Below are 19,177 nucleotides of genomic sequence, written 5' to 3'. Positions count from 1 at the left end.
GCGGTCGGACCCTTCCCTGCGGCGGCGCGTCTGCTCCGCGCGGCTTCCCCGTACGCGTGTCGAGCACCCGGCGCGGGCCGCCAGCTTCTTCGGCTGTTGAGGGGCAGCCCGAGAGGCTCCGGCCCGCGCCGCTGGACCCCCACCACCCTGTGACCTGAGGGAGAACCCGTCGTGGCCGACTTCACGTTCAACATCGCGCTCGGCCGGGCCGTCGAGCTGGCCCACCGGGTCAAGACCGGCGACCCCGCCGGCTCCAGCCTGATCGTGGTGGCGCTGGCCGCGTCGGGCCTGGAGACGGACGCGGTGCTGCGCGACAAGGACACGCTGGCCGACGTCGTCGCGGGCACGACCAACGAGGTCCCGGTCGGCAACGGCTACGCCCGCAAGTCGATCGTGGCGGCCGACCTCAACCCGGTCGTCCCGGACGACGCCAACGACAGGGTGGACCTCGACATCCCGGACCAGACCTGGACGAGCGTGCTGGTCGCGTCGGGCGCCTGGTCGAAGCTCGTCATCTGCTACAAGCCCGCCGCGTCCTCCACCGACGCGCAGATCATCCCGCTCACCGCGCATGACTTCGCCATCACCCCGGACGGGACCGACATCGTGGCGCAGATCTCCGCCGCCGGGTTCTTCCGCGCCGCACCCCTGTAGGCGCGGGCCGTGCTGCGCAGGAACTCCTTCAACGGCGGCACCGCCGGGACGTCCGTCACCGTCGCCAACTCCGGCGGCACCAGCGGCGACGCGTTCCAGGTGACGAACGGCTCACCCACGTACGTCGCCGCCACCGGCACGCGGGCGCCGCTTGCGGCCCAGCTGAACGACCCGGACTCGGTCCAGTGGCGGAACATCGTCACCGCCGGGCGCGAGCTGTGGCTGCGCGCCTACATCATGTTCGCGACGCTGCCCAGCGCGGAGGACTGGTGGTTCGAGCTGAACCAGGCGGCGACCTCCACGGCCGTGGCCCGGCTGACGGTCGGCCCGACCGGCACGATCGCCATCCGGAAGGACATCAACAATCCCATCCTGTGCTCCGTCCCGGCCGCGGTCGCCGCCGGCCAGTGGGTGCGGATCGAGGCGCGGGTGCTGGTCGGCACCACCGCCTCGAACGGGGCCGTCAATCTGTGGGTGTACCAGACGCCCGAGGCGGCGACCACGACGTTGCAGGCGGGCGCCACCGGCGTCAACGTCGGTACCGCGGTCATCGATGAGGCCGCGATCGTCTACGTGCCCGGCTACACGCTCACGGCCGATGACTTCGCCATCTCCGACCAGGGCAAGCTCGGTGCCGCTTTCCCGTCGAACCCGGCCATCGTCGTGCAGCCCGTGTCCACCATCGAGCAGGCCCAGCCGGTGGGGCGGCGCAAGCAGCGCACGCTTGGCCAGCCCGGGTCCCAGGAGACGGCGGTCCCGATCCGGCCGGTCAAGCGGCGTACGCTCGGCCAGGCGGGCGAAGCCGCCACTGCCCTGCCGCTCACCGCGCGGAAGATCCGCACTCTCGAGACCGCGGGCGAGACCGGCACCGCCTTCCCCGTGACGGGTGCGCACCGCCGCCTCGTCGGCCCGGCAGCTGAGGGCGACCAGGCGCAGCCCATCACCAACGGCACTTTCATCGGTGCCGCCGCCGAAACCGGCCAGGCGCTGCCGATCACGCCGCGCAAGACGCGGACACTCGGGGCCGCCCTCGACGTGAGCTCGGCCGCCGCGGTCCGGCCGGCGCGGGCCCGCACGGTCGGCCCGGCCGCCTCCTCGGAGCTGGCGCAGCCTATCGGCCGCCGCAAGATCCGGCTCGTCGGCCCGGCCGCCGAGACCGACCAGGCGCAGCCCTTCCGGCGGCTCGGCCGCGAGGTCACGGGCGTGGAAGGACCGCGCCGCACGTGGGGCGCCGTCCTGACGCGCCGCCAGTGGAGCGCTGACCCGCCTCGCCGTACCTGGTCCGCCTCGCGCACGAAGGAGCCGTGATGGCTGAGTCGATCTCGCACCTGTCGTGCGAATACCTACCGTTCTTCGTGCGCGGCGCGTCCGCCACCGAGCAGGTGGAGATCGCGTTCACCGTGCCCGGCATCGAGCCCGCACCCGGCGACTGGAACGCGGCCGAATGGGCGCCCGGGTCGGCGGGGGAGCGCGGCGCGACCGCGCGCATCCTGTTCGGCCCCGGCGGCACCACCTCCCGCCCGGAAGGCACCTGGCAGGCGTGGGTGCGCGTCACCGCGCCACCGCAGCTCCCGATCCTGCCCGCCGGGCTGATCGACGTCATCTGACCCTGCGAAGAGTGAGGGCGAAAGATCATGCCGCTTCCGGACCATGACCAGGAGTGGCCGCCGCCGCACCTCAAGCGCGAGATGCGGCTGTACCGCGAATGGGGCGCCTGGTACTCCGGCGACCCGGACGAGCTGGCCGACGTGTACGGCACGACCGGGATGATGCACGGCATCGGCCTGGACCCCAAGGGCTGGGACCGGCCGTCCAAGGGATTCACCGGCTGGATCCAGCGCGCCGCACGCTGGTTCTGGGGCGCACCCGTTCCGCTCGGGCAGGTCCGATCCACGAAACTGCACATCCCGATCGCCGGGGACATCGCGACCACGTCGGCGGACCTCCTCTTCAGCGAGCCGCCCACGCTGAGGATCGCCGGGAAGAAGTCCCAGGCCCGCCTCGACCGCGTCATGCGCGACGCGGGCATCTACGGGTCGCTGCTGGAAGCCGCCGAGATCGGCTCCGCCTACGGCGGCGCGTACTTGCGGGCCGGCTGGGACACCGAGATGTACGACCACCCCGTGATGTCGGTGCTGCCGCCGGATGCCGCCGTGCCCGAGTTCAGGTACGGCAAGCTCTCGGCGGTGACGTTCTGGCGGGTGCTCGCCGAAGACGGCGACCGGCAGGTGTGGCGGCACCTGGAGCGGCACGAAAGAGGCCGCGTCCTGCACGGCCTGTACCTGGGCACACCGGACCGGCTCGGCCACCAGGTGCCGCTGCAGGACCACCCGGAGACGGAGATCTACGCCGACCAGGTGGACGAAGACGGCGGATTCGACAGCCGCTACCCGCGCGGCCTGCTCGTCAGCTACGTGCCAAACATGCGCCCGCACCGGCTGATCCGGGGAACGTCGCTCGGACGGTCCGACTACCAGGGCGTCGAGCACCTGATGGACGCCCTCGACGAGGTGTGGACGAGCTTCATGCGCGACTTCCGGATCGGGAAGGGCCGCGTCATCGTCCCCGACATCTTCCTCGACTCGCTCGGGCGCGGCCAGGGCGCCGCGTGGGATCCGGACCGGGAGATCTACTCCGGGCTCGGCATGCTGCCGCCGCCCGGTGCTCAAGCCAACTCGATGTTGACGATCATCCAGTTCGCCATCCGGGTGAAGGAACACGTAGACGGCGGCAAGGCACTCGCCGCCCAGATCCTGCGCGGCGCCGGCTACTCCGCGCAGAGCTTCGGCGAGGCGGACGGGTCCGGGCAGCAGATCACCGCCACCGAGGTGCACGCCCGCGAGCGCAAGAGCTTCTCCACTCGCGGCCGGAAGACGGGCTACTGGAACCCGACCTTGCAGTGGGCGCCGGACGTGCTGCTGTCCATCGACCGTGAGGTGTTCGGGCGGAAGGTCAGCGCGGACAAGGTGGATGTGCACTGGCCGGACGGCGTCCAGCCGGACATGGAAGTGCTCGGCCGGACGGTGGAGCTGTTCAACCGGGCGCAGGCCATGAGCCTGGCGACGAAGATCCGCACCGTGCATCCGGAGTGGGACGACGACCAGGTGCGCGAGGAGACGCACCGCCTGCGTGACGAACTCGGCCTGAACGTGCCCGACCCCGACCGGCTCGAAGACGTGCTCGTGCCCAGCGCCGCCAGCGACGAGTAGGGCCATCACCCAGAGAAGCGCCCTCCCCACCGCTCGTGCGCGGACTGGCGCTTCATGCCTGCGGCTTTGCCGATCTCCGTCCATGACCGGCGTTCCTCCATAGCGACGCGGACGGCGGCGTCGAGGCGGGCCTGCGCGTCGCGTACGGCCTGGGTCGCCTCCCGGATGGCGATGATGCTCTTGGGTTCGAGGTGGGTTTCCCACTCCGACCACACCGCGTCCTCGACCTCGGTCGGGGCGTCGCCGTACTGGTCGAGGCCTGGCGTCCAGACCTTGCGGTCGGTGGTGCTCGCCTGCCCTGCGATGGCGACGCGCTCCCAGAGCGGGCCCTGCCAGCCGCAGTCGCAGTGCCCCCGCCAGCCCACGGCGGTCCGGCCGTCCAGGACGTCGTCGGCATGCCCGACACGTCCATCCGGCCCCACCGTGGCGACCAAGGCGCCACCACTCCTTGATCCGCTTGAGACGCGGCCGTCCGGGAAGACGGTGGCGCACCATCCCTCGTGCCTGCCATCGTCGCTCTGCCAACCCATGAGTCTCCTCCTCCGACGGGTGTCAGGATTTCCTGACGCCCCCCATGCTGTCAGGAAGTCCTGACCGTTGCACGCCAAATCGTGAATCGTGCGCCGTACGGTCCACGTAACGATCAGTGGGAGGGGAGAGCCAGTGAGCGTGCCGACCCTGGCCCTCCCCGCCGGTCCGCAGGAGGCCGCGCAGATCGAGGCCGCCCTGGAGCACGCCCGCGCGGTGGCGGCGATCTACTGGGACGCCGAACGTGAACTCCTCCGTGTGGTCTCGGAGGCCTTGGCCAAGCGGGAGGGCGAACCCGAGTACGCCGGCCCGCGCTTCGCCGAACTCCGGGCGCTGCGCCGCGAGGCCGACCAGGTCGTCCGCCGCCTGGAACGGCTGTCGGAGCGACTGGTGACGACCGGCGTCAACGCGGCATGGCAGCGCGGCGTGCAGCGAGCCACGAGCGAGCTCGAACACCTCGGCGCCCGGCGCGGCATCCCGCAGGGGCAGGGCGTCATCGAACTCGCCCGCCGCGGCGTCCGCCTGGTGGCTTCCACGCAGCCGGGCATGCGGTCGTCGCCGGAGTTCCTGTTCCAGCAAATCGTCAACGAGGTGGCGGCGCTCGCGCTCACCGGCGCGATCTCCCGCCGCCAGGCCCAGGCCCGCGCCCTCGACCGCGTCGCGCGGCGCGGCATCACCGGGTTCACCGACACCTCCGGCCGCGTCTGGTCCGTGACCGCCTACGCGGAGGCGGCGGTCCGGGCCACGATGGCACAGGCCGCGACGGACGGCCACCTGGCCACCCTCGCCGAGAACGGGATCGACCTCGTCATCGTCTCCCGGCTGCCGTACACGTGTGAGCGGTGCGCCCGCTGGGAGGGCAAGGTTCTGTCCCAGGACGGGCCGATCGGGTTCCGGCAGGTCGAGTCGGCCGTGTCCGACGACATGGTGAACGTGCTGGTGGAGGGCACCGTCGCGCAGGCCCGCGCCGCCGGCCTGCTGCATCCCGGCTGCGGCCACACGCTCGGCGGCTACCTGCCCGGCGCGACCCGGCCGCCCCGCCCGGCCCCCCATCGCGGCACCTACCAGGCGGCGCAGAAGATGCGCCGTCTCGAAGCCGATCTACGGTCGGCGAAGCGGCAGTCCGGCGTGGCGCTGGACGCCGAGCACCGACGCAAGGCCGACGCTCGGGCCGCCCGCCTCACCCAGCAGATCCGGGAGCACGCGAAAGCGTCCGGCATCCCGGCCCGCGCCGATCGGCAGCGGCAGGACACCCTCCCGCGGGACCTCGACCGGCTCCCGGACGAGGACCTGGCCGCGCTACTGGGCCGGTGGGGGAACGACGAGGCGGCGGTCGCCCGCATCACCAGCCTGCTGGAGCGGCGCGACGCCGAACGCGACCAGGCGCGCGAGGAGCGGGTGCGGGAGGCGGTCGCCGAGTTGCCTCCGGAGTTCGTGAACGCCTCCGACGACCAGGTTCTTGCCCTCGTTGAGCGGTTCTCGGCGGCAGGGGACACCGTGGCGCTGGAGCGGCTGCTCGCGGAGCTCGACGCCCGCGAGGAGAACCCGACGTGGTCGTGGCGGGCCGACGACACCGCAGAGGACCGCGCCGTCACCGACCTCATCGACGACGGCATCGACCCGATGGACGCCTACGCGCAGGTGTACGGCCTGGACCCGGAGGTCGCGCGGCGGCAGGAGTCTCGCCAGGTGGCCGAGCAGATGCGGCGGCCGGGGGAGACCCTCGACCAGGTGGTGCGGCGGCTGTACGACGAATGGATCGAGGTCCAGTTCGTCGCGGCCGAACGGTACACGCGCGGCATCCTCACCAACGCGGCGGGCCGGGCGGCCGGGATCGACGGCCGGACCCTGCTGTCCGGGCCGCAGGCACGCGCCGACCGGTACGCCTCCGACGAGCTGCGCGCGTGGTGGGAGCAACACCCCCGGATGACGCTGGTCGAGTTCCGGGCGCAGATGCTCGGCCGCGCCTCCGACCGCAGGGCCGCCCAGCGAGCGAAGGAGCAGCGGCGGTGAGCCTCACCGATCTCGACCGGCGCGCGGCGATCACGACCGCGCGGTGGGCCGCGCTGCATGCGCGGCCGGTCACGGACTGCCCGTACGACCCCGCCGGCGACGCCCGTGCCCGGGCGCTCGCCGTGCTGTGGCTGCGCATCTACCGCAGGTACCGGCCTCCGGCCTGACGCCGGGGGCTGAGCACCTGCCCCGTGTGTGTTGGTGGGGGTCCGCCTGGCGCGGGCCCGTTCTCATGTCCGGCTCCAGGAGGGCCCACGATGTTCGATCACATGCTGCCGACGACGCCTGGCGCGATCATCGGCTACCGCAAGTCCGGTCGGCCGATCCGCCTCATCGCGGGAGGCAACGGCGAAGGCGACGGCGGCACCGGAGGCGCTGGCGGCGACGCCGGAGCCGGGAGCGGAACCCAGCCCGGAAGCGAAGGCCAGCCGCAGGAAGGCGCCGCCCGGCAGGGCGGCGGCACGACCGCGGCCGGGGTCACGCAGCCGGACAGGTCCTCGTGGATCAACCCGGACGAGCCGATCAACCCGGACGCCATCAAGGTGGACCAGCTCCCGGCGTGGGGGCAGAAGCTGTTCCGCGACCTGCGCAAGGAAGCGGCCGACTACCGGTCCAAGCTGGCCGACGCGGCCAAGGCCGCCGACGACGCCGCCAAGGCGAAGGGCCCGTCGCCGGAGGAGATCACCGCGCAGGTTCGGGACGACTTCGCTGCGCAGATCGGCAAGGCGCTGGGGCTGGTCGCTGACGAGCAGGACACCAAGCTCACCCCTGAGCAGGTGATCGAGCAGCTCACCTCCGAGAAGGACACCACCGCGAAGGAGCGCGACCAGGAGAAGGAGCGGCACCGCCGCGCCCTCGTCGAGCTGGCCGTGCACCGCGCCGGCTCGAAGATGGGTGCTGATCCTGACGCCCTGCTCGACTCCCGGTCCTTCGTGAAGAAGATCCGCGACCTGGACCCCGATGCCGAGGACTTCGGCACGGCGCTCGGCGACATCATCCAGCTCGCGCTCGACGACAACCCCAAGTACAAGGCGGGCTCCCAGGCGGGGCCGCCTCCAAGGAGCGGAGGAGAGTTCGCCGGCGGGCCTGGCGGGCGCACTCCGGGCTCCGAGCCCACCATCGACGACTTCCGCAAGCGCCGCACGGCGGCGAAGGAGAAGTCGTCCTAACCCAGCTCGTTGGCGGTACCGCCAACGGGCTCCCATGGTCAGGAGTAAGGCCCGATGCCGAACACGTTTCTCACGCCGTCGATCATCGCCCGGCAGGCGCTGGCGAACCTCTACGAAACCACGGTCATGTCCCAGCTCGTGCACCGTGACTACGAAGACGAGTTCGTCAACCGGATCGGCGACACGATCACCATTCGCAAGCCCGCGATCTTCGAGGCGACCCAGTTCAACCGCACCACGGGCATCGTCATCCAGAACGCGACCGAGGGCAGCATTCCGATCACCCTCGACAAGTTCGTTGACGTCAGCTTCGCGGTGACGTCCGAGGAGTTGACCTTGGACATCATCGACTTCAACGCCCAGCTCCTCGCTCCCGCGGTCGAGGCCATCGCGCAGCGGATCGACCGCGACATCCTGACCCTGCGCAGCGACATCGTCCAGCGCACCGGGGTCGCCGGCTCCACGGTGACCGGCGTGACCGGCACCAACGAGTGGGCCTGGGACAACCCGCGCGTGGTCATCGACGCGCGCCGCGTGTTGAACCAGAGGAATGTGCCGCCGACCGACCGGAACGTGGTGGTCGGCCCGGAGATCGAGGCGCAGTGGCTCGGCGATCCGCTGTTCCACCAGGCCGACACGCGCGGCGACACGGAGGGTCTGCGCGAGGCCAACCTGGGGCGCAGGATCTTCGGGCACGACGGCTACCAGACGCAGAACATCAAGGGCCCGGCGAGCGCGCCGGCGACCGGTCAGCCGAACACGGAAATCGGCGTCGCATTTCACAAGACCGCGTTCGCGTTGGTGACCAGACCCCTCGTCCTCCCGCAAGGCGCCGCGAACGCTCACGTCGAGTCCTACAAGGGGTTCGCGTTGAGGGTGGTCATGGGCTACGACCAGGCGAAGAAGCAGGACGTGGTGTCGATCGACACGCTCTACGGCGTCAAGACGTTGGACCCGAACCGCGCGGTGCTGATCCACGGAGTGCAGGCACCGTGATGTGGCGGTACACGAATGCCAACACTGGCCAGGTCGTCCAGCTCGCCGAGCGGGACGCGTGCCTGGACATGCTGCCGAACTGGTCGGCCACCCGCGACCTCGCCGAACCCGCCGTGCCTGGAGCTCCGGCTCTGCCGCCGTCGCTGGTCGATGTCGTCGCGGCGGCCACCGCCGGGATCCGGCCGCCCGAGGGCGCCAAGAAGGACGCGTGGATCGCCTACGCCGTCGCGCGCGGCATGGCCGAGGCCGACGCGCGAGCCCTGCGCAAGGACGCGCTCATCGAGGAGTTCGGCGAGAACTCCAGTAACGACGAGGACACCGAGGAGGGGGACGGCGATGGCCAGGACTGACCTGCCGATCACGCCCATGCCGCGCACCGGGCTTAGCCTGGCCGGGGTGCTGCCCACCCCGGCCATCGCGGACGGCCACATGTTCGGCCAATCCGGCAAGCGGCTCGTCCGCGTGAAGAACTCCGGCGGCACCCCGCGCACGGTGACCGCGGTCATCCCCGGCGAGCTGGAGGGCCAGCCGCTCCCCGACGTGCCCTATGTCATCCCGGCCACCACCGGGGACGTGCTCATCCCGCCGCTCGGCGACGTGTACCGGCAGAGCGACGGCAAGGTGCACCTCAACTACGACGACCCGGCCGGGCTGACCATCGCCGTGTACGAGCTGCCCTGAGGAGGCCGGCGTGGTGGTGTACGCGAACGCGGCCGACTACACGGACTACACCGGTGAGCCCGCCCCGGACGGGATCGACACGGTGCTGGCCCGGGCGTCGGAGCGGATCGACGAGCTGCTCGTGGCGGCGGTCTACGACGTGGACCCCGTCACCAAGCTTCCGACCGATCCGGACGAGGCTGAGGCGATCATGCGGGCGACGTGCGCGCAGGCAGCGTGGTCGCTGGCGGTCGGTGATCCGTACGGCGTGGCGGCGGCGTTCTCCGACGTGAAGATCGGCTCCGTCAGCTTGAAGCGTGCGGAGGGTGGCGGGTCCGGGCCGGCCAGGCACGCCCCGGACGCGGGAGCAATCCTCCGCACGGCTGGGCTCATGCGGTTCGTCATCGACCAGGGCGCCTGGTGACGGCGGTGCTGATCCCGGAGTGGGTGTTCACGCACGAGGCCGTCATCGAGCCGTTCGAGGGCGACGGCGCATACGGGCCGATCTTTGGCGACCCGGTGACAGAGCGGTGCCTGGTGGACGACGAACGGCGGTTGGTCCGCAACGCGGAGGGCAGCGAGACCGTGTCCGACACAACGATCTTCTTCCCGTTCGGCACCCGCTGCCCGGAGGGGTCGCGGGTGACCGTGAACGGCCGGACGACCACGGTCATCGCCTCGTACGCACGCGACGGCGGCGGTCTGCCGACGCCCGACCATACGGAGGTGGTGTGCCGATGACGCAGCGCGCGATCGACGTGGACGTGAGCCTGGACCTCCACGTCAACCCCGACGAGCTGGAGAAGCGAGCCCGAGCGATGATCGTGCAGGGCCTCCGGCACGCCTCCGAGCACGTGCTGACCATGACCCAGCCGAAGGTGCCGTGGCAGGTAGGCGACCTGGAACGGTCGGGCAGCACCGCCGTGGACGAGTCCGCACTGGAAGGCGTGATCTCGTTCGATCAACCGTACGCGGTCGCCCAGCACGAGCAACTCGACTGGCAGCACCCGGTCAAGGGCGAGGCCAAGTACCTGGAGACCACCCTGTACGAGGAAGCGCAGGTGGCGCGGGAGATCATCGCCAAGGCCGTACGGAAGGCGTTCGGCGGATGACCATCCCGGCCGAGCTGCAGTTCTCGCGGGCGCTGCTGAACGGGCTGGCGCAACTCCTCGCCGGCCGGGGCGTCGGGGTGTGGAACCCGGTCGGCAAGTACACTGCCAGCGAGCTCGCGCTGACGATCGGCGGACTGCCCGCCGTCCCGGACACCGCGATCAGCCTGGCCGTGTACGGGACCGGCGGTGACGACCTCGGCAGCGGCGACTCGACCGTGCTCGTGCAGCTCCGGATGCGGGCCAAGAGCGACCCGCGCGATGCCTCCGATTACGCCGACGCCGTCTTCAGTGTGCTGCACGGCCTGACGGAGACGCGGCTCGCATCCGGGGTGCTGGTGCTGCTCGCGCGGCGGACGGTGGTGGCGCCACCCAGCCGCGATTCCTCCGGCCGGTGGGAGCGGGCGGATTCCTACGAGCTGATGGTGCACTGGCCCACTCCGCAGCGGGACGACGAGTAGCCCCGCTCTCCCTCCACTTCTTCGCGGCAGCCTGGCGTGAGCCAGGGCCGCGCGCACGAAACGGAGAAACGATCATGGCGCTGGTGAGCATGCTCGCCAAGCACTGGCGGATGGACGTCAACACGGCCGGAGTCGGTGTGACCACACCCGCGTGGGCACCCGTGCGAGGCCTGTCCAAGTTCGAGAAGACGACGGACGACAACGTGGAAGATGACGGCGATTTCGACGACGAGTCGGGCTATGGCCGCGACGTGATCACCGAGCGGAAGTGGAAGATCGAGGCGGAGGGCCGCAGGAAGCGGAACACCGGCACGCCGTTCGTGCCCGACGCCGGCCAGGAGTACATCCGCAAGGCGGCCCGCAAGGTCGGGGAAGCGGCGTTCATCGAGGTCCGCTGGTACCGGCGCGACGGCTCCGACGAGGCGTACCAGGGCTTCTGCCAGGTCAACGAGTTCACGGTCGGCGGCGAGAAGACCGACCTCGAACCCTTCTCGTTCACGCTGCTCGGCTCCGGTGAGGATGTCGAGATCGACAACCCGTTGGCGGCATGATGGCGCAGTTCCGGAACCTGGACGAGTTCTTCGACCCGAACCTGCGGCTGCCGATCGGCGGGAAGACGTACGTCGTCCCGCCGCCGGACGCGGAGGTGGGCCTGCTGGTGCAGCGGCTTATGCACGCCGGGATCGCCGCCGAAGCCGGGCATGAGGTGGACCAGGAGGGGCTGAGCGCCCTCGCCGAGTCCGTGATCAACAACGAGAGCAAGGACACCGACCTGTACCAGCGGCTGCTCGGCGGAGTCTGGGATGAGATGTTCGCCGATGGGCTGGACTGGCCGGTCATTCAGCACGTCGGCGAGACCGCGCTCATCTGGGTCGCGGCCGGAGCCGACGCCGCCGAGAAGCACTGGGACGCCGGCTCGGGGGAAGCGGCGGCCCCGAATCGGAAGACTCGCCGGGCGGCGGCGGCGCAGGCCCGATCGACCCGATCACGGGGCTCGCGGAGTGGTACGACCCGGACGACGGGCTCGGCCTGACCGGAGGGCCTGCCGTGTCGTGGGTGGACCTGCTGACGCGATGGGAGCTGATCGAGGCCGATCTCCACTCCGAGTACGGGATCGACCTCGACCGGTCCGCCGCGCTGCGCGGCCGGTCGTGGCGGTGGCTCCGCACCCGGATCGCCGGGCTCCTCGTGTGTGACTCGCGCCTCGCCCGCGCGCTCGACCCCGGAGACGAGCGGCCCGGCCGCCGCCGCTAACCCCTCTGTTCGTTGGCGTTCCCGCCAACAGTCCACCGCCACCCCTCCTGTCGATCGTGAAGGGCGGTGGCCGTCGTGAACGTCGGCGAACTGTTCGCCAGGCTGCGGCTCCGCGACAACCTCACCAACCCGCTCAGCCGCGCTCTGAACTTCTTCAAGTCGAAGGCGAACGAATTCGCCTCCCACGCCGGCTCCATTGCGTCCGGCAGCGCCCAGATGGGTGCCCGCCTGGCCGCGCTGTCGGTGGCCGGAGCGTCGGCCGCCGCCGGTCTGGCGTCGGCTGCGCAGGGCGCGGTCGCGCTGCTGGCCGCGCTCGCCCCTGCGGCCGGGATCGTGGCCGCGCTGCCGGGCGCGCTCGCGCTCGGCGCCGCCGCGCTGATCACGCTGCGGGTCGCGCTGGCCGGGGTGAGTGAGGCGTTCGGTGCGGCGCTCGGCAACGACGTGGCCGCCTTCGAGGCGAGCCTGGCCGGGCTGTCACCAGCGGCCCGAGCTGCGGCACTGGAGCTGCGCGCCGCGAAGCCCGCCGTGGACGCGCTGCGCTCGTCGGTGCAGGACGCGTTCTTCGCCCCGCTCGCCGGCCACATCACCGCCGTTGCCGCCGCCCTGACCGGGCCGCTGCGGTCGGGCATGTCCGGCGTCGCCTCGCAGATGGGGCTCGGTGCGGCCGAGGTGGCACGGTTCGCCGCCTCCGGGCAGACCGTGGCCGCCGTCTCGTCGATCTTCGCTTCGCTGCGTGCCGCCGTGGCGGCGCTGCTGCCCGCGATCTCGCCCCTGCTGGGCGGGTTCCGTGACCTGGCTGTCGTCGGCGCGGGCTTCTCGGCCGGGCTCGTCCCAGGTATCGCCGCGGCGGCGGCCCGGTTCGGCCAGTTCCTGTCGAACGCTGCCGCGTCCGGGCAGGCGCTCGCCTGGATGCAGGGCGCTGTGGCCGTGTTCCGGCAGCTCGCGAGCATCGCCGGAGACGTGATCGGGATCGTGCGCGGCGTCTTCTCCGCGATGCAGACCGGCGGCACCGGCGCGCTCGGCGTGATCGGGCAGCTCCTCGGCCAGGTGAACGCGTTCGTCAACAGCGCGCAGGGCCAGCAGATCCTTGTCACGATCTTCCAGTCGTTGTCGCAGGTCGGAAGCGCCCTCTTCCCGATCTTCCAGGCGCTGGCCGGATCGCTGGCGCTGGTGGCACCGCACGTCGCGAACATCGCGGTCGCCCTCGGACCTGGGCTGGCCGCCGCCGTCTCCGCGCTCGGACCGGCGCTGGCCGCGCTCGGACCTGGGCTGACGCTCGTGGCGCAGATGCTGTCGCAGGCGTTCGCGAACCCTGCGTTGCAGGCCGGGCTGCTCGCGCTCGGTCAGGGTTTGTCGGCGGCGCTGGCCGCCGTCGCCCCTCTGCTACCGGTGATCGGCCAGCTCGCCGGGATCATCGGCCAGGTCCTCGGCATGGCCCTGCAGAACCTCTCGGCCGTCCTCGGGCCGGTGATTTCTTCCCTTTCGTCCAGTTTGCAGCCTATTCTTCCGGTTTTGTCGCAAGCGGTCACCGAGCTGGCGGCGGCCACGGCCCCGCTCGCGGCGGCTTACGGGCAGCTCCTGGCCCAAGCCCTGAAAATGATCTTGCCGCCGTTGCTGCAGCTCGCCCAGAGCCTGCTGCCGCCGATCCTCGACCTGGTCAAGGCCATGATCCCGCTGGTCACGTCCTGGGTCGGCGAACTGTCCAAGATCCTCGGCGTGATACAGCCGCTCATCCCACCACTGGTGCAGATCGGGACGGCGCTGCTGCCCGTCTGGATCAAGATCATCACCGCCGTGGTCAAGCTGCTGCAAGGCGACTTCCGGGGCGCCCTCCAATCGATCATGTCGGCGATCAAGGGCTTCGGCGACACCATCACCAACGCCGGAAAAGCCCTCATGGAAGGGCTCTGGAACGGCATCGTCGCCGCCGGAAACCAGATCAAGTCCCGCATCGTCGGCTTCCTCCGCTCCATCCTCCCGCAGCCCGTCCTCGACTTCCTCGGCATCGCCAGCCCGAGCAAGCTGTTCGCGTGGATGGGCCGCCAGGTCCCCGCCGGACTCGCCCTCGGCATCACCCGAGGCGGCGGCCTCGTCCGCGCCGCCGTCCAGCGCATGGCCGGGATCGTCGCCGGCGCGGGCATCCCCGACGTGCCCATGCCCGGCCTCGCCGTCCCCGGCGGCGGAGCCGCAGGAGGGCTCGGCGGCACAGCACGCACGGTGATCCACCAGACGAACTACTACCCGCAGGCCGAACCGACCAGCACGAGCGTCAACCGCGGGCTCCAGCTCGCGGGCGCACTGGGGGTGATCTGACCGTGCCTCAGTACCACCTGGACGGAGTGCCGCTCGACCACCCCGCCGGCTGCTGGCGGCTGAAGAAGGGCACCCAGCGCAGGCCCATGCCTGGCGCGCGGGCGGTCCGCGTCACCGTGCCCGGCCGCGCCGGAGAACTCCCGATCACGGGCCTCGACCACGAGCTCACCAGCTTCAGCCTGGTGTTCTCGGTGACCGGCGCGACCCCGGCCGGGGCGGACGGCGGCTTCGCCCAGCTCGAAACCAACCTCGAAGCCCTCAGCGCCCTGCTGGGGGTGCGGCACCGGCTCATGAGCCTCCGCTACCAGGCCGGAAGCATCGTCCGCGTCGCCGACGTGACCATCGTCGCCGCGAGCGAACCGGAGCTGTGGGTCGGCGCCGCCCGCGCCCGCCTCACCGCCGTCGTCGAGGTGCCCTCCGTCTACTGGCGCGACGAGACCACCACCACCTGGACCGGCAATGCCGACGCCGACGATCAGCCCATCACCACGCTGGCCGGCTCGACCGCGCCCATCGTGGACTCGGTCATCCGCATCACCGGCCCCATCTCGTCGATGACCGTGACCGACGTGGCCACCCAGGGGAAACTCGGCCTGCTCACGCCAGGCTCCAACAGCCTGGCGGCGGGGGAGCGCCTGCTCCTCGACACCGCGGCGATGCGCGCCGCCCTGGTGACGACCGACACCTGGGACCTGGCCACGGGCACGGACAAGACCGGCGTGATCAGCGTGTTCGGGCCAGGCTCGGCGTCGCGCTGGTTGCACCTCACCCCGGCCGTGGCGCTCGGCGACCCGTTCTCCCGCGCGGTGCTCATCTCGTGCTCCGGCTCCGGCGTCACCGCCGCCTCGAAGCTCGAAGTGCGAGCGCGGCGGGCCTACCTGTGAGGGGGGCCGGTGCCGTTCGACATCAGGCTCGTCGCCTACGCTCCCAACGGCAACAGGCTGGGCCTCCTCCCGCACCCGGTCAACATCCAAGTCTCCTGGCCGCTCAACGATGTGCCCGCGCTCAAGTTCGCCTACAGCGCGCACGCGGTCGGCGCGCAGCTCCTCGCTCAGCCGTGCGAGATCGGTGTGCAGTGGTCGGCGGACGGCGCGATCTGGACGGAGAACGGGGACGGCCGGTTTATTCTGGCCCGCCGCGAGGGCGACCAGCTCGACTCGTCCGGCGTGTGGCGGTACGACTGCCCGTCCTACCTGTGGGTGCTGCGCAAGGCCGTCACGTACGCGCACGCCTCCATCGCCCCAGTCAACGGGCAGCGCGTGTACGGCTCGCCGACACCGAACGCGACCGCCGGGTTCATCATGAACTCGCTGCTGACGGAGGCGCAGGCGCGCGGCGCCTTGGCCGGATTCGCGTGGACGTTCACCGGCAGCCTCGACACCGCGGGCCTGACCTGGAACCAGACCTTCGGCCTGGGCGTCCCGCTCGGTACCGATGTCCTCGCCGTACTGCTGACGCTGGTCGAGGCGGGCCTGATCGACATCCGCATGACCGGCCCCCGCACCCTGTCCGCGTGGCGGCCGGGGACCGCCATCTTCCGCGACCTCACCACCCTCACCACGCCCGTGGAGCTCGCCGCCGGCCGCGACGTGCGCGCCGCCCCGGACGTCGGCACGCTGGAGGACCTGGCCAGCGCCGCGTACGTCGTCGGCGACAGCTCCTTCCGCACCGAGCGCACCAACGTCGGCAGCCCGCTGCCGTGGGGCCGGTGGGAGGTCGGCGTCCGCCAGGTCGGCGTCACCGAGGCGACCGCTGCCACGCTGGTGGGCGACTCCCTCCTCGTGCGCGGCGCCGTCGAACGAGTCCAGCGCACCCGAGAGCTGTCCTTGGCCGGAGCGCGCTGGCTCCCGCTCCGGGACTACCTGCCGGGCGACCGCATCTTCGCACCCGGCAACGCCGGACAGCGGGTCGCGCTGCGCGTCCGCCAGATCACCCTCACCCGCACCGACCGCGGGGTTGTGTCCGGGAACCTCGTCCTCGATGACCGGCTCGCCGACTCCGAGATCCGGCTACGGCGCCGCATCGCCCACCTGGCCCACCGGCCCTGACCTCCCGGAGGAGCACGTCGTGCAGGTCATCACCCCCGGCACCGCCGACCCGTACGCGCTGCGCCTGGCCGCCTACGCGCCCAACGGGGCCAGGTTCGGGACGTTGCCGCACCACCTCGGGTTCGAGGTCGGCCTCCCGCTCAACGACGTGCCTTCCCTGAAGGTCACCTACCCGGCCGCCGGCGCGGGCGCCGGGTGGCTGGCACAGCCAGTAGAGCTCGCCGTGGAGATGTCGATCGGCGGCGGCCCGTGGCTGGAGCCGAACGACGCCCGCTTCCTCCGCATCCGACGCGGCAGCAACGCCACCGACGCCACCGGCGCCCGCACCTACGACTGCCCCGGCTACAGCTGGATGTTGCGCAAGCTCGTCCTCTACAGCGGGCCGGTGATGGCGGACGGCAAACGGCCGTTCAGCGCGGTCAGCGCGGGGGCGATCCTGCGGACCTTCATCGACGAAGGCCAGGCGCGCGGCGCGCTGCCCGGCCTTGCGGTCAGCTTCTCCACCACGCACGACTCCGCCGGGCAGCCGTGGAACAAGACGCTCACGCTCCAGATCGAGCCCGGAACCGACCTGCTCACCCTCCTCCTCAACCTGTCGGAGCAGGGCGTGCTCGACTGGACGATGGCCGGCCGCACGCTCCGCGCCTACAACGAAGGCACCGTCCTGGGCGAAGACCTGGCCACCGGCGCGGCCCCTGTGGATCTGCGGCTCGGCCGCGACATCGACGACGCCCCCGCCACGGCCACTCTCGAGGATCTGGCGACCGCCATCCTCGTGCGCGGCGAGGCCGGGCTGACCGTCGAGCGGACCAACCCGTCCGCGCCCGCACCGTGGGGACGCTGGGAGGCGTCACAGTCGCAAGGCGGCGTCACCGACCAGGGAACCGCGATCCTCCTCGGGGACAACGCCTTGCAGCGCGCCGGGCGTGAGCGCACTCAGCTCACCCGCAGCATCCGCTTAGGCGCGGCGCGGTGGCTGCCGCTGGCGCACTACCGGCCGGGAGACCGGGTGCTCGCACCGGGCGAGACCGGCGCGATGGAGCCGCTTCGGGTCCGGCAGATCACGTTGTCGGCGGAGAGCGACGGCGCGATCGGCGGCAACGTGACCCTCAACGACCGGTTCATCGAACGCGAGATCCGGCTCGCCCGGCAGGCGGCCGGGATCCTCGCCGGCGGGGTGTCGTCCGGCGGCACGGGCGGCGAGCCCGCGCCGGAGCAGCCTGGCGGCCGCGTGGCGGCGGCCCCGGCCGGGCTGATCGTGACCCCGTCCGCCTACGTGGACGAGTACGGCTTCGCACGTGGTCAGATCACCGCGACCTGGTCGCCGGTCACCGCCGACGTGTCTGGCGTCGCCATCGACCCGGACCGGTACGAGCTGTACGCCCGCGTCAACGAGGCCGGGCAGGTGTGGCGGCTGATCGCCACCTCCGACGACACCACGGCGACCTACTCGCCGCTGGTCGTGACCGCGACGTACGGGTTCAAGGTGCGCGCGGTCGCGCAGGGCACGCCGGGGGAGTTCTCGGCGGTGTTCGTGGCGTTGATCCCCGACGACGTCACCCCGCCACCGGTCCCTTCGACGCCGGTCCTGTCCACGCGGCTTGGCGTGATCGAGGCAGCCTGGGACGGGCTCGCCGAGACCGGCGCGGCGATGCCCGCCGACTTCGAGCTCGTGCGCGTGCACATGGCGGCCGACGACGAAGGCCCCTGGACGGTGGTGGACCACCTGCGCGCGGCCGGGGCCGCGCTCGTCACCGACCAGCCGTACAACGAGCCGCGCTGGTTCCGGCTGACGGCGGTGGACCGGCGCGGCAACGAGTCCGCGCCCTCGGCCGTCGCGCAGATCGCCGCCGCGCCGCTGGTGGACACCGACGTGATCGGCGAGGTCATCTCCGGGGCGAACATCGTGGACGGAACGCTCGTCGCCTCCGACAAGGTCGTCGCGAACACGATCACGGGCGGGCTGATTCAGGCGCTGGCGATCCAGGCAGGGCACATCGCCGCGAACGCCATCACCGCCGACAAGATCCAGGCCGGGGCGGTCACGGCGGCGAAGGTCGCGGCCGACGCCATCGACGGCAAGACCATCACCGGGGCGTTCATCCGCACCGCGGCGTCGGGCCGGCGGCTGGAGTTCGCGCCGCCCGGCGCCACGTACCCGGAGATGCGGTTCATCCCGGCGGGGGCCGGTACCAACTTCACCCGGCTGCGGACGCGGGACGACCGGTTTGCGGGCGAGGCCACGTTCGAGGTCACCTCCGGCACCAACAGCTCCGTCACCGCCGCCAGCCAGACGACGATCGCGGCCGGGTACATGCAGATGCAGGTCCGTGACGCGTCGCTGACCGGCGACAACGGCGGGCTGATGGAGCTGGCCGAGTCGTACGCCAGCTACGGCTACATGCACAACGCGTCCGACGAGCAGTACTTCTGGTTCGACTCCAGCGGCCGGACCCGCCACGTGGGCAAGTGGTGGGACTTCACGAATCTCGGCTCCACGGCGGGCATCCTCGCCGGCTCCATCGTGTTCGCGTCGGCCGGGTCCGGCGCCAACATCCGCTTCCTGTCGTACGGGACGGAGATGAGCGGCAACATGGGGCCGGTCTGCGTGCTGCGGCGCGGCCTGTCCAGCCCGACCTCGCACACCCCTTCGGGGTCGTGGTACGAGACCGAGTCGCTTCAGACCGGGTTCCGGATCAGCTCGTCGTTCCCGGACGGGTTCGCCATCTACTGGTGGTCGCACCGTCACTGACCTGCCCCATC

The 19,177-nt window shown here is 71.6% G+C and carries 22 protein-coding genes; 21 read left to right on the top strand and 1 reads right to left on the bottom strand.

Annotation, left to right across the window (positions count from 1 at the left end):
- Positions 1-171: 171 nt before the first annotated feature.
- Genes AB0I79_RS51235 through AB0I79_RS51220 form a run of 4 tightly spaced genes read left to right on the top strand, consistent with a single transcriptional unit; the run spans position 172 to position 3,863 of the window.
- Entirely contained in the window at positions 172-654 is a 483-nt protein-coding gene (locus AB0I79_RS51235; RefSeq protein ID WP_357890446.1) for a hypothetical protein, read from the top strand.
- Positions 655-663: 9 nt separating this feature from the next.
- Positions 664-1,962 (top strand): hypothetical protein, encoded by a 1,299-nt coding sequence (locus AB0I79_RS51230; RefSeq protein ID WP_357890443.1) that lies wholly within the window; start codon positions 664-666, stop codon positions 1,960-1,962.
- A complete protein-coding gene (locus tag AB0I79_RS51225) occupies positions 1,962-2,261 on the top strand; it encodes a hypothetical protein (protein WP_357890440.1) in 300 nt (99 codons plus the stop codon). The genes AB0I79_RS51230 and AB0I79_RS51225 overlap by 1 nt, the downstream gene beginning before the upstream one ends.
- Before the next feature lie 27 nt (positions 2,262-2,288).
- The gene (locus AB0I79_RS51220) at positions 2,289-3,863 is read left to right on the top strand and encodes a phage portal protein (RefSeq protein ID WP_357890437.1); all 1,575 of its coding nucleotides are present in this window, start codon (positions 2,289-2,291) and stop codon (positions 3,861-3,863) included.
- Positions 3,864-3,868: 5 nt separating this feature from the next.
- On the opposite strand, the gene AB0I79_RS51215 is transcribed toward AB0I79_RS51220, so the two are convergent.
- Positions 3,869-4,297, bottom strand: a complete 429-nt coding sequence (locus tag AB0I79_RS51215) for a hypothetical protein (protein WP_357890434.1) — start codon at positions 4,295-4,297, stop codon at positions 3,869-3,871.
- Between the two features lie 229 nt (positions 4,298-4,526).
- Here AB0I79_RS51215 and AB0I79_RS51210 point away from each other — a divergent pair, with 229 nt between their 5' ends.
- The 17 genes from AB0I79_RS51210 (at position 4,527) to AB0I79_RS51130 (ending at position 19,166) form a co-directional block, all read left to right on the top strand.
- Positions 4,527-6,404, top strand: coding sequence for a phage minor capsid protein (locus tag AB0I79_RS51210; protein ID WP_357890431.1), 1,878 nt, complete (start codon positions 4,527-4,529; stop codon positions 6,402-6,404).
- Positions 6,401-6,571, top strand: coding sequence for a hypothetical protein (locus AB0I79_RS51205; RefSeq protein ID WP_357890428.1), 171 nt, complete (start codon positions 6,401-6,403; stop codon positions 6,569-6,571). Before AB0I79_RS51210 ends, AB0I79_RS51205 begins: the two co-directional genes overlap by 4 nt.
- A gap of 90 nt (positions 6,572-6,661) precedes the next feature.
- Positions 6,662-7,573 (top strand): hypothetical protein, encoded by a 912-nt coding sequence (locus tag AB0I79_RS51200; RefSeq protein ID WP_357890425.1) that lies wholly within the window; start codon positions 6,662-6,664, stop codon positions 7,571-7,573.
- A gap of 54 nt (positions 7,574-7,627) precedes the next feature.
- Entirely contained in the window at positions 7,628-8,569 is a 942-nt protein-coding gene (locus tag AB0I79_RS51195) for a P22 phage major capsid protein family protein (protein WP_357890422.1), read from the top strand.
- A complete protein-coding gene (locus AB0I79_RS51190) occupies positions 8,566-8,919 on the top strand; it encodes a hypothetical protein (RefSeq protein WP_357890419.1) in 354 nt (117 codons plus the stop codon). Before AB0I79_RS51195 ends, AB0I79_RS51190 begins: the two co-directional genes overlap by 4 nt.
- On the top strand, positions 8,906-9,250 hold the full coding sequence (locus AB0I79_RS51185) for a hypothetical protein (protein ID WP_357890416.1): 345 nt from the start codon (positions 8,906-8,908) through the stop codon (positions 9,248-9,250). Before AB0I79_RS51190 ends, AB0I79_RS51185 begins: the two co-directional genes overlap by 14 nt.
- A 10-nt stretch (positions 9,251-9,260) precedes the next feature.
- Positions 9,261-9,653 carry a hypothetical protein gene (locus AB0I79_RS51180; RefSeq protein ID WP_357890414.1) on the top strand — a complete coding sequence of 131 codons (393 nt, stop codon included), beginning with the start codon at positions 9,261-9,263 and terminating at the stop codon, positions 9,651-9,653.
- A 5-nt stretch (positions 9,654-9,658) separates the two neighbouring features.
- Positions 9,659-9,970 carry a hypothetical protein gene (locus tag AB0I79_RS51175; RefSeq protein ID WP_357890411.1) on the top strand — a complete coding sequence of 104 codons (312 nt, stop codon included), beginning with the start codon at positions 9,659-9,661 and terminating at the stop codon, positions 9,968-9,970.
- A complete protein-coding gene (locus AB0I79_RS51170; protein WP_357890408.1) occupies positions 9,967-10,341 on the top strand; it encodes a hypothetical protein in 375 nt (124 codons plus the stop codon). Before AB0I79_RS51175 ends, AB0I79_RS51170 begins: the two co-directional genes overlap by 4 nt.
- Entirely contained in the window at positions 10,338-10,799 is a 462-nt protein-coding gene (locus AB0I79_RS51165) for a minor capsid protein (protein WP_357890405.1), read from the top strand. The genes AB0I79_RS51170 and AB0I79_RS51165 overlap by 4 nt, the downstream gene beginning before the upstream one ends.
- Before the next feature lie 74 nt (positions 10,800-10,873).
- A complete protein-coding gene (locus AB0I79_RS51160) occupies positions 10,874-11,350 on the top strand; it encodes a hypothetical protein (RefSeq protein WP_357890402.1) in 477 nt (158 codons plus the stop codon).
- A complete protein-coding gene (locus AB0I79_RS51155; RefSeq protein ID WP_357890399.1) occupies positions 11,347-11,832 on the top strand; it encodes a hypothetical protein in 486 nt (161 codons plus the stop codon). Before AB0I79_RS51160 ends, AB0I79_RS51155 begins: the two co-directional genes overlap by 4 nt.
- Positions 11,833-11,846: 14 nt before the next feature.
- Positions 11,847-12,053 (top strand): hypothetical protein, encoded by a 207-nt coding sequence (locus AB0I79_RS51150; protein WP_357890395.1) that lies wholly within the window; start codon positions 11,847-11,849, stop codon positions 12,051-12,053.
- A 66-nt stretch (positions 12,054-12,119) separates the two neighbouring features.
- Positions 12,120-14,366, top strand: coding sequence for a hypothetical protein (locus AB0I79_RS51145; RefSeq protein WP_357890392.1), 2,247 nt, complete (start codon positions 12,120-12,122; stop codon positions 14,364-14,366).
- A gap of 2 nt (positions 14,367-14,368) precedes the next feature.
- Positions 14,369-15,250: a hypothetical protein gene (locus AB0I79_RS51140; RefSeq protein ID WP_357890389.1), complete on the top strand. Its 882-nt coding sequence runs from the start codon at positions 14,369-14,371 to the stop codon at positions 15,248-15,250.
- A gap of 9 nt (positions 15,251-15,259) precedes the next feature.
- Positions 15,260-16,414 (top strand): hypothetical protein, encoded by a 1,155-nt coding sequence (locus AB0I79_RS51135; protein ID WP_357890386.1) that lies wholly within the window; start codon positions 15,260-15,262, stop codon positions 16,412-16,414.
- Between the two features lie 19 nt (positions 16,415-16,433).
- Entirely contained in the window at positions 16,434-19,166 is a 2,733-nt protein-coding gene (locus AB0I79_RS51130) for a hypothetical protein (protein ID WP_357890383.1), read from the top strand.
- Positions 19,167-19,177 lie beyond the last annotated feature (11 nt).

It is taken from the genome of Nonomuraea sp. NPDC050202 (genome assembly GCF_040656115.1).
Classification (GTDB): domain Bacteria; phylum Actinomycetota; class Actinomycetes; order Streptosporangiales; family Streptosporangiaceae; genus Nonomuraea.
Note: the sequence above shows the minus strand (reverse complement) of the source record. Positions and strands in the feature narration are given on the sequence as shown.

Excerpts from the sequence above, each read along its gene's own strand:
- AB0I79_RS51225 (WP_357890440.1), top strand. The coding sequence starts at position 1,962 with ATGGCTGAGTCGATCTCGCACCTGTCGTGCGAATACCTACCGTTCTTC.
- AB0I79_RS51160 (WP_357890402.1), top strand. The coding sequence starts at position 10,874 with ATGGCGCTGGTGAGCATGCTCGCCAAGCACTGGCGGATGGACGTCAAC.
- AB0I79_RS51185 (WP_357890416.1), top strand. The coding sequence starts at position 8,906 with ATGGCCAGGACTGACCTGCCGATCACGCCCATGCCGCGCACCGGGCTT.
- AB0I79_RS51165 (WP_357890405.1), top strand. The coding sequence starts at position 10,338 with ATGACCATCCCGGCCGAGCTGCAGTTCTCGCGGGCGCTGCTGAACGGG.
- AB0I79_RS51170 (WP_357890408.1), top strand. The coding sequence starts at position 9,967 with ATGACGCAGCGCGCGATCGACGTGGACGTGAGCCTGGACCTCCACGTC.
- AB0I79_RS51195 (WP_357890422.1), top strand. The coding sequence starts at position 7,628 with ATGCCGAACACGTTTCTCACGCCGTCGATCATCGCCCGGCAGGCGCTG.
- AB0I79_RS51155 (WP_357890399.1), top strand. The coding sequence starts at position 11,347 with ATGATGGCGCAGTTCCGGAACCTGGACGAGTTCTTCGACCCGAACCTG.
- AB0I79_RS51200 (WP_357890425.1), top strand. The coding sequence starts at position 6,662 with ATGTTCGATCACATGCTGCCGACGACGCCTGGCGCGATCATCGGCTAC.
- AB0I79_RS51220 (WP_357890437.1), top strand. The coding sequence starts at position 2,289 with ATGCCGCTTCCGGACCATGACCAGGAGTGGCCGCCGCCGCACCTCAAG.